Source organism: Pseudomonas migulae, from assembly GCF_043225285.1.
GTDB classification, from domain to species: domain Bacteria; phylum Pseudomonadota; class Gammaproteobacteria; order Pseudomonadales; family Pseudomonadaceae; genus Aquipseudomonas; species Aquipseudomonas migulae_C.
This window is the reverse complement of sequence record NZ_CP171224.1, coordinates 259,325-273,282: the sequence shown is the minus strand read 5'-3', so window position 1 is coordinate 273,282 and position 13,958 is coordinate 259,325. Positions and strand designations below refer to the sequence as shown.

Annotated in this window: 9 protein-coding genes; 5 read left to right on the top strand and 4 right to left on the bottom strand. The window is 60.6% G+C overall.

Annotated features, from left to right (window positions below; translation table 11 throughout):
• Positions 1–167: 167 nt before the first annotated feature.
• The 5 genes from mqo (at position 168) to dapF (ending at position 6,281) form a co-directional block, all read left to right on the top strand.
• Positions 168–1,814 carry a malate dehydrogenase (quinone) gene (mqo, locus tag ACF6ZU_RS01315; protein ID WP_392890124.1) on the top strand — a complete coding sequence of 549 codons (1,647 nt, stop codon included), beginning with the start codon at positions 168–170 and terminating at the stop codon, positions 1,812–1,814.
• A 251-nt stretch (positions 1,815–2,065) separates the two neighbouring features.
• Positions 2,066–3,220 carry a hypothetical protein gene (locus tag ACF6ZU_RS01310; protein ID WP_392890123.1) on the top strand — a complete coding sequence of 385 codons (1,155 nt, stop codon included), beginning with the start codon at positions 2,066–2,068 and terminating at the stop codon, positions 3,218–3,220.
• Between the two features lie 70 nt (positions 3,221–3,290).
• Positions 3,291–4,409 (top strand): glycosyltransferase 61 family protein, encoded by a 1,119-nt coding sequence (locus ACF6ZU_RS01305; RefSeq protein ID WP_392890121.1) that lies wholly within the window; start codon positions 3,291–3,293, stop codon positions 4,407–4,409.
• Between the two features lie 98 nt (positions 4,410–4,507).
• A complete protein-coding gene (locus ACF6ZU_RS01300; RefSeq protein ID WP_392890120.1) occupies positions 4,508–5,407 on the top strand; it encodes a hypothetical protein in 900 nt (299 codons plus the stop codon).
• A 58-nt stretch (positions 5,408–5,465) separates the two neighbouring features.
• Entirely contained in the window at positions 5,466–6,281 is an 816-nt protein-coding gene (gene dapF, locus ACF6ZU_RS01295) for a diaminopimelate epimerase (RefSeq protein ID WP_392893998.1), read from the top strand.
• A gap of 23 nt (positions 6,282–6,304) precedes the next feature.
• On the opposite strand, the gene ACF6ZU_RS01290 is transcribed toward dapF, so the two are convergent.
• The 4 genes from ACF6ZU_RS01290 to ACF6ZU_RS01275 are packed head-to-tail and all read right to left on the bottom strand — an operon-like array spanning position 6,305 to position 13,872.
• Positions 6,305–7,435, bottom strand: coding sequence for a hypothetical protein (locus tag ACF6ZU_RS01290; RefSeq protein ID WP_392890119.1), 1,131 nt, complete (start codon positions 7,433–7,435; stop codon positions 6,305–6,307).
• Complete coding sequence (locus ACF6ZU_RS01285) at positions 7,419–11,012, bottom strand: toxin VasX (RefSeq protein WP_392890118.1); 3,594 nt, start codon at positions 11,010–11,012, stop codon at positions 7,419–7,421. The genes ACF6ZU_RS01290 and ACF6ZU_RS01285 overlap by 17 nt, the downstream gene beginning before the upstream one ends.
• Positions 11,009–11,875, bottom strand: coding sequence for a DUF4123 domain-containing protein (locus ACF6ZU_RS01280; protein ID WP_392890117.1), 867 nt, complete (start codon positions 11,873–11,875; stop codon positions 11,009–11,011). The genes ACF6ZU_RS01285 and ACF6ZU_RS01280 overlap by 4 nt, the downstream gene beginning before the upstream one ends.
• Positions 11,872–13,872 (bottom strand): type VI secretion system tip protein VgrG, encoded by a 2,001-nt coding sequence (locus ACF6ZU_RS01275; RefSeq protein ID WP_392890116.1) that lies wholly within the window; start codon positions 13,870–13,872, stop codon positions 11,872–11,874. Before ACF6ZU_RS01275 ends, ACF6ZU_RS01280 begins: the two co-directional genes overlap by 4 nt.
• Positions 13,873–13,958 lie beyond the last annotated feature (86 nt).

The following is a 13,958-nucleotide window of genomic DNA, read 5'->3' as shown; positions in this document are numbered from 1 at the left end:
TCAGAAGGGACATATAAACTGAGGTCGATGGAACACGTCGGCCTTGTGTGCCCACCCCTCCGGTTCTTATGCGCGAGACCCACGACATCCTGCCTGAATGCCGTGTGATACCAGGGTTTCGTCATCGGGATGGAAGGGCGGATGGCGTTTTATCATAGGTGCTACAGATGTTTAAAAAAATGAACACGGCCCTGCTGGGGCTGGCTTTGTCGATGGGGATCACGTCCGTTCACGCGGCAGAGGCAAAGAAAGTCGATGTGCTGCTCATTGGCGGCGGCATCATGAGTGCGACCCTCGGCGTCTGGCTCAACGAGCTGGAACCTGACCTGTCGATGGAAATGGTTGAGCGCCTCGACGGCGTCGCACTGGAAAGCTCCAACGGCTGGAACAACGCCGGTACCGGTCACTCCGCCCTGGCCGAATTGAACTACACCCCGGAAGACGAGAACGGCAAAGTCTCGATTCCGAAGGCTGTTGAAATCAACGAAGCGTTCCAGATCTCCCGTCAGTTCTGGGCCTGGCAGGTTCAGCAAGGCGTGTTGAAAAACCCGCGTTCGTTCATCAACTCCACGCCGCACATGAGCTTCGTGTGGGGCGACGACAACATCAAGTTCCTGAAAAAACGCTACGAAGCCCTGCAAGCGAGCCCGCTGTTCGCCGGCATGCAGTACTCCGAAGACCCGGCGGTGATCAAGAAGTGGGTTCCGCTGATGATGGAAGGGCGTGACCCGAACCAGAAAATCGCGGCCACCTGGACCCCGATCGGCACCGACGTAAACTTTGGCGAAATCACCCGCCAGTTCGTCGCGCACCTGCAAACCACTCCGAAGTTCGACTTGAAGCTGTCTAGCGAAGTGCAAGACATCACCAAGAACGACGACGGCAGCTGGCGCGTCAGCTACAAAAACCTGAAAGACGGCACCAAGACCGAAACCGACGCCAAGTTCGTGTTCATCGGCGCGGGCGGCGGTGCACTGCACCTGCTGCAGAAGTCCGGCATTCCTGAAGCCAAGGAATACGCAGGCTTCCCGGTTGGCGGCTCGTTCCTCGTCACCGAGAACCCGGCCATCGCCGAGCAACACCTGGCCAAGGCCTACGGCAAAGCCTCCGTTGGCGCACCGCCAATGTCGGTTCCGCACCTGGACACCCGCGTCCTGGACGGCAAGCGCGTCATTCTGTTTGGCCCATTCGCGACCTTCAGCACCAAGTTCCTCAAGGAAGGTTCGTACCTGGACCTGCTGACCACCACGACCACCCACAACGTGTGGCCAATGACCAAGGTCGGCATCAAGGAATACCCGCTGGTCGAGTACCTCGCCGGTCAGCTGATGCTGTCTGACGAAGACCGCCTCAACGCCCTGAAAGAATACTTCCCGAACGCCAAGGCTGAAGACTGGCGCCTGTGGCAAGCCGGCCAGCGCGTGCAGATCATCAAGCGTGATGAAGCCGCCGGTGGCGTGTTGAAACTGGGTACCGAAATCGTTGCTTCCGCTGACGGCAGCATTGCCGGCCTGCTGGGCGCGTCGCCAGGTGCCTCGACCGCTGCGCCGATCATGCTGACCGTGCTGCAGAAGGTGTTCAAGGACAAGGTCGCTTCCCCGGCCTGGCAGGAAAAGCTGCACCAGATCGTGCCGAGCTACGGCACCCAGCTGAACGGCAGTCCTGAAAAAGTGGCCGAGGAATGGGCCTACACCGCCAAGGTGTTGCAGCTGACTCCGCCACCGGCAATCGGTCAGGCAGCAGCCCCGGCGGCTGCTCCGGCAGAAGCGCCAAAGGCGCCGAAAGCCAACGCCGCGAGTGATATGGCTCTGTAACCAGAAGCCTTAAAAAACAGCCCACTGAACCGGTAACGGTCAGTGGGCTTTTTTGTGGGCGGGTTTTCAATCGGAAAGAAATGGACGTCACTTGCAATGTAAGCACTTTGTATCTTTACTGTTACTGAATGTAAGCAAACTGAAAATATAAAATTGTCATGTATATCAAAGATTAAGGGCTTCTAATGATCTGAGTGTCAGATTTTTGTATCTGATCTGGCTAACAATAATGCTCAAAGGATGACAAGGAAATGAGAGAGACCCTGGCGACAGTTGTCCGAAAATTCGTCTCGCCTTCAATGCGTTACGAGATCAGAAACGCGTCAGCCAGGCTGCGAGTCATCCTCGACCGGGCGTGTCTGTGGCGATGGGAAATTGCCCGGTTCAGGCTGCAGCAGGAGGGGCCTCACGAGTTCCTCTATGTCGGCAGGAAAAGCCAGCGAGAGATGGCCAAGCTGCTCATCGGCGGCAAAGCGCCAGGCAATGGCCCTGTGAGCGATGGCGCGCCACAGCCGGCCGAGTCGGATCACGTGGTGATGGTCAGCGAAGTGCCGACCACGGGCGCCTTGAACGTGCCGGTCTATCTGAGCGCTGTCGTCCCGTTGGGGCGATCCCTCGAAGACATCACCGCCCGATACGACAGCGAGCTGCGTCGAAACATCCGCAAGAACCGACCGCTCTACCGAGTCAGGCAAGCGCTGCTGGATGAAGAAATCGAATGGGCCGACCGGGAAATGCTGCGCCCCTATGCCGAGGCGAGGCAGGGTATCCACGCGGCCCAACTGTCCACGCAGGAAGTGTTCAGGATCGCCAGGACGGCGGGCCGGCTCGATCTGATCCTGCTGGGGGACGAGGTGGTCGCCTGTCACCTGGGCTGCGTCATTACGCGGGGCGGCAAGCGCTACTGGAGCACCATGCGTTTCGGCTACACCGAGGCGATTTTTTCCGATGCGAAAAAACTCCGCGAAGTGAACTCGATCACCACCTTCATGGCACTTGAATGGGCTATCGAGCACGGCTTCGATTATTACGACATCGGGCTTTGCGTGGCACGCCCGGATGACGGACTGCTGAAATGGAAAAGAAGGCGGGGCGGTGACATTGATTCCCTCAGCAACCACGATTACTTGTTCGTACGGTTGCCCAAGGCCGGTACCGCCCGATTCCTGTGGGACACGCCGCTGTTTGCCTTCGAAGGAAAGGAACTAACCTTGCACCTCGGATTGCCGGACGGGCCAAGCGCTGAGGAAATCGATACTCGCTATCGCGAAATGGTCTTCGGCGGACTGGACAAGATTTATCTCTATTGCGCCGAGAACTCGGGCGAACAGTTTCTTGAAACCCTGCGTAGTCGCTACGCTAATGTACAGGCCACGCCTGTTCTGGAAAGGATTGCCTCCAGCTGAACCATTTCCAGGACGGAAATAGATACCACGCTTCACGCCTGACCGACTCTGTCCTGCTGGGAGGAATTTCATGGAAAGCGACGTCGCCGAAACAAGCACATTGACCGCGGGCAACCGGAAGAAATGGACCCTTGCCGCGTATCGGTACATGGCGCGGAAAAGGCTGGCGCACCAGGCCGAGGTCAACCTGAAAAGCCTGGCGGTGAAATGCTGGGAGGTTGCGCCGGGTGGTCCTTCGTATTCGCCACCGGCATTCTTCCTGCCCAATCAAATGGAGCGTGTGACGGGCTGGGAAGCGAAGCGGTTTTTTCCGTCCGAACATCCCTCGCGCACGATGGAAGGGTTGGGTGCTCTGATTCAAGGTCCGACTCGCGGCTACTTGCTCAAGGACGTGTGGCTGGTCGATGGCGCGCTCTACAAGGACAACGCCAGTTTCTGGCTGTCGCTCAAGCCCACTACGTTTCCGCGGATCATCGTGGAGCACGAAATCGAGCGCGGGGCCGTCTACTGCACGCAAAACGGCAATACCTGGTTTGGTACACGGTTGATGGAAGATTTTCCGACCTATCCATTGGCGTGTGATGAAGGCGTCCCGGTGACCACCGCGCCCTCCACCCGATTTCCTGTCTCTGCCCAGACCCTCGCGTATGAGGAGTGGCTGGACATGAAACCGTTCCGCTTGAACGGCGCGTTTTTTCGCCAACTCGTGCTGTTCGATGACACGAGCAACAATCAAAGCAGGCATCAGCGTTACCGCGCCATGGGCGAAAAGCTGTTGTCCCATGTGACCTACGCCGATCACCCCGGCGTGTTCATTCTCCGTGGCGGTGACGGTGACTTGCGCCTGTTGCGCAACGAACTCGAGCTCGCTGAGCATCTGCGCAGAACCCGGGGCATTCGCGTACTCGATCCTTTGAAATCCGACGTGCCGACCATCGTGGCGGCCTGTGCCGGCGCGCGGGTGGTGATCGGCGTCGAAGGCAGCCAGCTGGTACATGGGGTCAACGTACTGCAGCGGGGTGGTTCGTTGCTGGTATTGCAGCCACCGAACCGTTTTGTCAGCTACTACAAATTCCTCACCGATCGCGACCAGCAGAATTTTTCCTTTGTGGTCGGCACGCCAGAGGGCGATGGCTTCAGGATCGACATTCAAGAGGTGGAGCGCACACTGGATCTGTTGCCGTCATGACGACGGCACTGATCCGTATTTTTCTGCCTGATCTGCCGCTTTCACCACGAAGGGTGTGGATCTAAAGTCGAGGGCGCCATTTCACGGAACCTCCGGTCATGTACAGCCCGCTTGACCTCCCAGTTACCCCTCGGCAGTTCCACGACCGTATATACGCGGGCGAGATCATTCTTGCGGCGGGTTTGCCGCCCATGGTCGCGCTGGTCGCATTCACCCGCGAAATGCTCGAAGACGCGCTGCATCCCTGGCTGCCACAGCACATCCATCGCCATTTGAACCACGAGCAGCAGACGCTCGTGTTCGCCCAATGCCAGAACGCCTTCGCTCAGTCGAGCGAGGTCCGGTGCTTGTGGCTGGCGGTCATCGAACATCTCGGGTTTACCCCGCAAACGCTGGCGTGCGATCGATTGCACCTGCGTTTCCAGCCCCATCGAGAACCCGCGCAATTCACCCCGCGCGCCCGCACCACGGCCACCATCGCTTTCCATCGCGACACATGGGGCTCGAACCTGTACGCGCAGACCAACTGGTGGGCGCCGGTTTATCCGGTCTCGACCGGCCGGACGTTTGCCCTGTATCCCGGACTCTGGCAACGGCGGCTGCGGAATTCGAGTGCCGACTTCGACATGCGCGAGATTCTCCAGCGCTCCCATCAGCACGGACGCAATGCGGTAAACGCCGACGAGGCCATCCCGCACCTGCTGGAAACGATCGCTCCGGAGGAGGGGATCGCGGTCGAGATTGAGCCTGGCAGCCTCATCGCCTTTTCCGGAGCCCATGCCCATGCCGGTGTCGGCAATAGCACCTGCCTGACGCGCATTTCGTTCGAAACACGCTCGGTGCTGATCGCCGATGTGCTGGCCGGGTTGGGCGCCGCGAACATCGACGGTGATGCACCATGGCAGACACCGGGGTTGTTTCGCCGGATGAGCGATGGCCAACGGCTGAGTGAAGTGCTCGGGTGTGGGGTGATCGAGCCTTATTCGCGGCCAGCTTGAAAAAGCCATGTGATTGGGGCTAGATCCTTCCCTCATGCCTCGTCGCAAGGATCTGCAGATGCCCTTTAGTTTTCACAAGATGCACGCCAATGGCGATGACTTCGTGGTCGTGGACGCGCGCAACGCCGCCGATCCGGTCACCAGTGCCATCGCTCGGCGACTGGGCGATCGCAACCGGGGTATCGGCTTCAATCAACTCGCGGTGCTGCTCGACTGCGAAGACGCCGCGGCGCGCGTGGTGTTCTGGAACGCCGATGGCTCCCCGCTGGATACGTGCGGCAGCGCCACGCGGGGCGTGGCAGACAGGCTGATGCGCGAAGCAAGTGTGACGTCCGTTGTGCTGCGGACCAACCGTGGTCTGCTGACGTGCAAACGAACCGCGACCGGCGCCATTTCGGTCAGCATGGGCGAGCCACTTCTGGGCTGGTCGGATGTTCCCCTGGCTCGGGAACTGGACACGACAGTGTTGCCCCTTGAGGGTGGCCCGGCGGCGTGCAGCATGGGCAATCCGCACTGCACCTATTTTGTGGACGACCTGACAGCGATTGATATCGCGACTGTCGGCCCGAGCATTGAAAACAACTCGCTGTTTCCCCTCAAAACCAACGTGCATTTCGTTCAGGTCATTGACCGCAAGCACATCCGGTTACGCATCTGGGAGCGTGGGGGCGGTATTCCGCTGGGGTCAGGTTCTTGCTGTTGTGGTGCGGTTGTTAACGGGATTCGGCGTGGATTGTTGGATGAGAGTGTTGAGGTTGAGTGTGATGGGGGGACCGTGACTGTCGAGTGGAAGGGCAAGGGGCCCGTTTTTCTCATTGGTCCGGTGGAAGCAATTTTTTCGGGGGCAGTCGCGGATGGCTTACTGAGGGGGTAAGCCATCGGCCGCGAAACAAGCACTCATGCGCGCTGCTTGCCCGTGGCATTCAAACGCTGCACGTCCGCAAAAATCTCGGTGATCGGCCGACGGGGATGACGTTTGTGCAAGGCGCGAACCTGCGCACTCATGCGCACCAGCTCTTCGCTCGGTTTGGCCCAGTGCTCTTTTGGCAATGACTCGGACCATTCGCGCATGACCTCGGGCATGGCGTGCGGACCGATTTTCTGCAGGCGGCGGACTTCCCATTCGACCAGGTGGTTGGGAATCGTCCACAGCGTCATGACGTGGAACAGGTACCAGAAAAATCCCGATAGCCAATGGCGCTGGCCGTCGCGGATTTCCCGGTGCAGCCGCGCGCGGGCGTTGCGGAAGGTGTGCAGGCCTTCGTGGGGCGGGTCGTCGGGGCCTTGCAGGTCTTGCAGGTCCTGGATGGATTTGAGGTCGTGGATTTCGTACTCCATGTAGCCGCGGATCGCTTCCCAGTGGCTGATGGCGAGGGAGAGGCCGAAGCAGGGGAATTCGACGCTGGTCAGGGTCTCGCCATGCTGGAAACCGATGCCCATGCCGTACTGGCGGTGGATGCCGTATTGGGTGGCGCCCTGGGCTTCGATGATCCAGGCGGAGAGGGATTCCCAGGGGACGAAGACGGGTTCGGTGGCGTTCTCGGGCATGAAGCAGACTTCACGGCGTTGGCGGTTGAAGCGGGTGGGGATGATGCTGAGGCGTTTTTTGTGGTTGTGGTGCCAGACGGCGAGGCCGATAAATAGTATTAAGGGGCCGCTTACGAGGGCGTTTTTTCGGCTTTCATCAAACATTCCGACCATTGATCCCCATATATCTACCCAGCCGTAACCAAAAATCAGTCCTAGAAAACCAGTGAATAGTGGAAATAAAAATACAATCGAGAAGGTGATACTGAATGGCCCACCTAGAATGGCCTGCCATGAAAATATCTGCGGTGACCCCAGCCCGAAGTCCATGTACACGTCATTGAGTTCCCCTATGTGAGGACCATGCGGTGGCATGGCGGTCGGCAGGGGCAACGGCGCGAGATAAGTGATCTTGCCGCTCGGGAACGGCTCGATATCACCGGCGTTGCGGGTCGGCGCGGGAACCGGGTCGGGCAATGGAACATCACTCTTGGTGGGCATGGTCAGCCATCTCCAGCAAATGGGTTTCAACTAGCAGCAACGGTGGATATTCGCTGACGGATTGAGGCGGCAGTACCGGGAAACGCCCTGTACCGCGAGGGTTGATCCGAATGACTTGGGTCCGTGGCTCCCACACCCCTTTGGCGTTCAGGGTCTCGACACAGACCGCCAGCTCCAGCGTTTCAACCGCCGGGGTAAACTCGGCGTCCGGATTCAGTGGGTAGCGCAGGCACAGCACCAGCCGGTCTGGTGCTGCCTGCACGAGGCGCAGACTCGCCACTACCTCATCGCTGATCACTTCCTTGCGTTCTTGCGGTACACCACGGCTGTGAAGGGGCACGGAAAGAAGGCGGGCCCCGATCCCCAGACGACGAATCGGTTTGCCGCTGAGAGGCGGTTGGAAGTCGCTGAGATTGAAATTGGGCAGGACCAGATGTATGTCGCTGGGCTTAGCTTTCAACAGCAGGTTTTTCAGCCACGAGTCATGTTCGTTCGGACCCAGTTGTGCATACGGTGCGTTGAGCAAATAGTCCAGATAGCGCCGATATTCATCCAGAGTGTGGTTGCCACGATGATCGGCATCCAGACTCCAGGGCGTGGTTTTCAGCCATTTGTCATGGGCGCTGAGGTTGTAGCGGTTATAGAGCCAGGTGCCCCCAAGCTCCAGTACGGTGAATAAGGCACCGGCCAGGTTGAAGCGAAAAAACACCGTGGACAAACGTGTTCCCGCCGCAGCCCAGGCAGCCGTTCGGGCTTCGGCACTCCGCGCCGTCACTACCTTGAAGGTGGCGTGTACGGTGTGGCTTAGGCCGTAGGCGTTAGCAGCCGTCATGCCACCTGCCCCCAAAGTGGCAAGTACTGCGCTGGTCTGTTCGGCACGATCTCCGGAACGTATCGCCTGCTGCCACTTCTGCTGTTGGGAAATCAGGCTGGACATTGAAGCAAGAAAACCAAAACCGTAGGTAAAAAGACCTAAGCCAATGTGCATCTTCCCCATCGACACCTGCACATTCTGCAACGCACGGTGTTGAAGCCCCGCCACGAGCTCAGCGCTACGCGCCTTCAGAGCGGTATCCGCCAGACTCTGCGCCGCGGTAAATCCTGCCGCCCCCGTAGCAGTCAGCGCTCCGAAGAATTCAGCCCGTTTCTTGGGGTTTCTGGTCTGATTCATCATTTCCCGATACACCGCCACCAAATTCACCCCCTGCACCAAAAACACCAACAACCCCATCCCCTCGCTCCGAATCAACTGCCCATTCGGCACCGAGCTCACCCCGATCCGAATGTCCTTCAGCAAACTTCGCACCTCCAGTTGCTGCGCCGGCGGAAACACCGCCGTCACGCCCGCCCGGGCCGGCGTGGCGCCGTATAGCCGCACCGACTGATCCGGCAACTCGGCAATCGGGCTCAGCGCCCCGGCCAGGCGTCCTTCAAGCTGGGTCAATTGCCCGCGCACCCGCACGATCTCGCCCTGCAACTCCACCGCCCGCGGCGTCTTATGGCCCTGGCGGTTTTTGTTGTGGGTCAGCTGGTTGCGTTCGCGGGTCAGGGTGTTCAGGTAGTCGCGTTCGCGCAGCAGTTCCTTGAGGGTGGTTTGCAGCGCCGCGTGTTCCGCCGGGCTGGCGACGGTGAAGGTCACGCCGGTAGTTTTTGCGGCGTCGAGGAGGCGTCCCGACAAGGTCTTGGGCAGTTGCCGGAACAGTTCGTCGAGGTCGGGGATTTTCTCGCCGGTCAGGTCGAAGCCTTCCAGCGCCCGGCTCAGGCCGAGGTTCAGCGCGGGGCTCAGGCTGTGCTGGACGGCGTCGGCCACGGCGCGGGTGGGGTCGGGCAAGTCATCCAGCGCCGGCAGCCCCGGCTGTTCGATATTCTTCAGCTCGGCCAGCCAGTGCGGCAGGTTGTTGAACACGCCCAGGCCGGCGTTGAACAGCGTGGCGTATTGCGCGGTTTTCTCCGGTTGCAGGCGCAGGGGCAAGGTGTAGAACAGCGGCCGGGTCAGTTCCGGGTGTTTTTCCAGATAGCCGAGCAGAATCTCGCTGGCGTGGTCGCTGCGACAGATGTCCTTTAGGCAGGCGTATTCCGCGGCGAAGGCCTGGTGCAGTTGCTGTTGATCCTGCGCGTCGTAATACCAGGCCGAGCGGTGGAAGCGACCGGTCGCCACCAGCATCGTGCGGTCGGCGGTGAGGTGATCGAGCATGCGGTTCCAGCGGCTGAGGTCGTCACGATGCCGATCCAGCGCCGCGTCCATGGCCGGGCGGTCGATCAGGTCATTGACCCCGCGCTTGCCACTGAAACTGGAGCCTTCGAGCACCGCGATGATGCGTTGGTTGTGCTCGTGGCCGAGTTTGATCACGGTCTCCAGGTGACGTTCGACGAACGCGTCAGGCGTCCCCTCAAAATGCTCGCGAGTGTAATAACGCCGGTCCGCCTCATCACTGGCGCGGCGGTGCGCGGTGAAGTCGGGGGTGGCGCCTTGGTAGCGGGCGAATTCGAACGCTTCGGCATGGGCGGCCTTGCGCAGTTGCTCGAGCTCTGGAGGCGCCGGCACGCCCGAAGGCTCGACCTTGCCGCCCTTGTTCAGGTAATCCAGCAAGGCCTGGCGGGTGTATTCGCGATCCGGCTCGGGCAGTTGCTCCAGATCGGCGAACAACGCCTGCACCGCCGGCGTGTGGTCCGCCTTGGCCAACTGGCCGATGTCTGCGGCGCTGAGCCGGCTCAGGGACTCGATGTAACAGGCCAGCAGGTAGTCCCGTTCGTGGGTGCCGGTGTTGATCCATTCATCGACCCAGCCGACCACGGTGTCCTGATATTCGGCCAGATCACGCAGCACGCCGAGGTCATCCTGTACCACCAGAAACAGCGTGTCGTCCTGATAAGGCCCGCGCACCCGCCCCAGCAACTCGCCGATGTGCGCCTCGCGAAAGCGCCGCGGTTGTTCCCACACATAGGGTTCACGTTCATGCTCGGGGGCGTCGCTGACCTGCACGGTCGGCAACGAAACGGCATCAGGCTGAGACTGTCCCGCCGCACCGCTGGCCACCTCCGCCAGCCACTGCTGGCCCTGCGCGACCGTGAGCAAATGCGCGCCCCCGTTTTCACAATCCACCGGTCCCAGCTCGACGACCTGCATGAAGTGCTCGCGCTCCTCGCGACGGTCAAGCACTTGGGCGCATTTGGCCGCCGTCCATTGCACTTCCGCGAAATTCACATACAGCGTGCTGCGCCGTGAAAACACCAGCGCCGGCCGCTCCTCGATGGGCGTGCGCTGATCGGTGTCGACGGTTTTGCCCTTGTGCAGCAGGGCACTGACCAGGCCGTCGCGTACCTGGTACTCATGCAGTTCGCCGCTGGCGCTGTCGATGACGTACAACCAGCCCTCGCGCAGCAAACGGATGCCCAGCGGGCGGGCAGTCAGGGCGTAGGGCAGTGTCAGGGAGGCGCTCGGGTCGAGAGGTTTTTCCACCAGGCCGTAGCGCAACGGCAATAACTGCACGTGGGATTTGCGTAAGGGACAGGCACCCGGGGAGCCGATGGCGGTTTTGGAAGCGGCGGCGGCCGCGAGGTTGGCGGGATGGGTCATGAGTACCCCCGTTGAATGGCCGAACGGTGGGCCAGCTCGGCAGCCAACGCCACGCGCTCGCCGGGTGGTTGCAGTGAGGGCGAGTGCAACAGTTGGGCAATCGCCGGGTGTTGTTCGAGCGCAGTACCATCCAGCCAGGCCATGAGGTTGGCGTAATAAAAAAGCTCGGACTGGCTGGATAAACCCAGAGCGTTAGCCTCTGCTTCCAATTGCTCCAGCCTTGGCCAGCGCTGGGCCACGGTCCTGCCGGCATGGCGGTCGGGAAAATGCGTGAGCAAATGCGCATCGAGTTCGAGCAGCGCGCGGCGCCGGTCTGCGCGGTCCAGCGCTTCATTCAGTTCAGGACTCAAGCGATAGGGCGCTGACAACTCCGGAGACGGGAGCCGCAGGGGTTGATGACGGTGCCAGCTGGCGTCGACGCTATCGGCGGACACCACGCAGGCAACGGGGCCGAACAGCCGCTGATCACCGCTGCCGAACATTGCATGAGCCACGGCCGCATCGGCCAGGCGCAGGACTACCGGCAGCCCTTCGGGGAGCTCGACCGTCAGCAGTTGGCGCAAGTGTTGAGCCACCTCATGGGCGGACGCCGAGCTGAACAACAAAACACCCGATTCATCGTCGGCCTGTTGTAGATAGAACTGAAAGATCGGGTCGTCGGGATGAGGGATCGCCACCAGCATCGGCGAGATATCGCGCAGGGCGGTAAAGGGTGCGCAGTCATACAGCGCAAGGGCGCAGGCCGCGGGGCTCAGTTGTTTGAGGCGTTCCGGCAAGTGGCTCAGGGTCGCGCCGTCCAGCAACACGTAGGCCTGATGTTCGTCCCAGGGCAGGTCTGCTGGCAGGGAAGTCGAGGGATTCATGCGTGCACGCCCTCACAAATCAGGCACCGCGAGGTACGGCTTGAGATCAGTGCATGGCGTTGGCGCGCCGCATCGAACGTCACTTTCAGCAAGGGCAGGGCGCCTGGCATCAATGGCTCCGCCGGCAGGCTCACGGGCGGTGAACCGCCCTGCACAATCGGCACGCTGCTGAAAATGCCTTCCGGCCCCAACACCAGCCATTGCCCGCCACCCATCAGTCCCAGGTGCGTCCCGCCATTGATGACGACTTGTTGCACGGCGCTGAAGTGGAGCTGTTGCGTGGCGCTGAGCCGTTGATTGGCGACGCGAACCTGCTGGTCGCCAAGGACCAGCAGGTGGTCATCCTGTTTCAGTTCGGTCAGGCGGTTGCCGTGGGTCAAGTGGTGCTCGTCGCCGCGCACGTCATGGCTGCTTGTGCCGCCGACCGTTACCTTGCGCTGGTTGTCGACTTGAACGCGTTCATCGTTCAGAACGTGTTGTACGAAATCGCGCTGGGCACGCAGGGCGATCTCCTCGGCGCCTTTTCTGTCCTCGATGAGCAGTTCGTTGTAACCGCCACCGCCGGGGCTGCTCTGGCTGCGAAAAATGCTGCGGGTTTGTTCGGCGGGCAAATCCAGCGGCACCGGGGTCGAAGCGTTGGGCAGGCAGCACAGGACGTAGGGTTTGTCCGGATCACCGTCGGTAAAGCCGACCTGCACCTCCATCCCGACTCGCGGGATCTGCACGCTGCCGTAACGGTCATGTGCCCAGCCTGTGGCGACACGCAGCCAGCAACTGGATTGTTCGTTGTGCTGGCCGTCGCGGTCCCAGAGCAGCTGGACTTTTACCCGGCCGTACTGATCGCAGTAAATCTCTTCACCGGGCGGGCCCGTGACGATCGCGTGCTGGTTGCCCTTCATCCGGGGCTTGGGGTGTTCAAGGGCGGGCCGGAACGTCACGTCCCACGGTGTGGCGGCGAAATGGTTTCGGTAGCCTTGGCTGAAACCATCCTGTGAAGCGGAGTCGGCAATCTGCTCTTCCAGCACCTGGGGTTGCAAGCCGACATGCTCGACCTGCGTCAGCAGCCACAGCCCATTGCGCTCGGGGCGTGGATGCCCGGTCATCTCGACAAAATGACCACTGCGCAGCGCGCTTTGGTCACTGCGTCCATTGGCCAGCTGGTAGTCGGCACGGTGGCGCTCAAGCGCCTTGTCGACCCGTTGCTTGCCGTGGTCACGATGGGTGAATTGCCCGGGAAACGCGTAGTCCTCAAGGTGCGGCAACAACGGGTTTTTCGAGTCGCTGTCGAGTTGCACCCGTGGTTTCTCGAAATTGTAATCACGGCGGCTGACGTGGGTCGGGCGGGTATTGAGCTGCAGTTTGAACTGATTAATCACTGGCGCTTCGGCAACCATGCCGCTGGCTTGCCGGTAGGCGGTCGGCCGTTGCGGTTTCAGAAAGCCGGTCTGATCGTCGCCGAACACCAGCACATGTCCCTCGGGACTGTGCTGGAAGTGGAAATGCATGCCTTCTTCTTCACACAGCCGTTGCACAAAGTGCAGGTCCGTCTCGTACTGGACGCAATACAGCCGGGGTTGATACTCGGCATTCAACTGGAAGCGCCAGGTGTCCGCCTGCATGCCCCGGTCCTTCAGGACGTTGGCAATGATCTGAGGCACGCTCAGGTTCTGAAAAATGCGCTGGTTGTGGCAGTGGGAGAGGTAGGCGAGGTGCGGCACCAGGGTCATCTGGTAGCGGGTCAGGCGCTTGCCTGAATCACCTTCGGCAATCGAATAGATTTGCCCGTGGATACCGCAACCGTCAGCGCCAAAGCGCAGGAAAGCCGGACGATGATGAAGCGACTCGAGGTCCAGGTCGTGGCGTTCACCGACCAGTTCGAGTTTGACTTCATAGGGGTGATTCAGCGCTTCCCTGGCGCGGAATTCGAGTACCTGAAGGTCGCGGGGGAAACCTTCAATGTCGAGTGTGAACACGACGGGCTTGAGGGCATTGAACATCCACATTTCCTTGTGTCTATTTCAAGACACAGGACTTTGCGTGGATCTACCCGATGGCGATGTCAGGAGAATCGATATTTGACGTA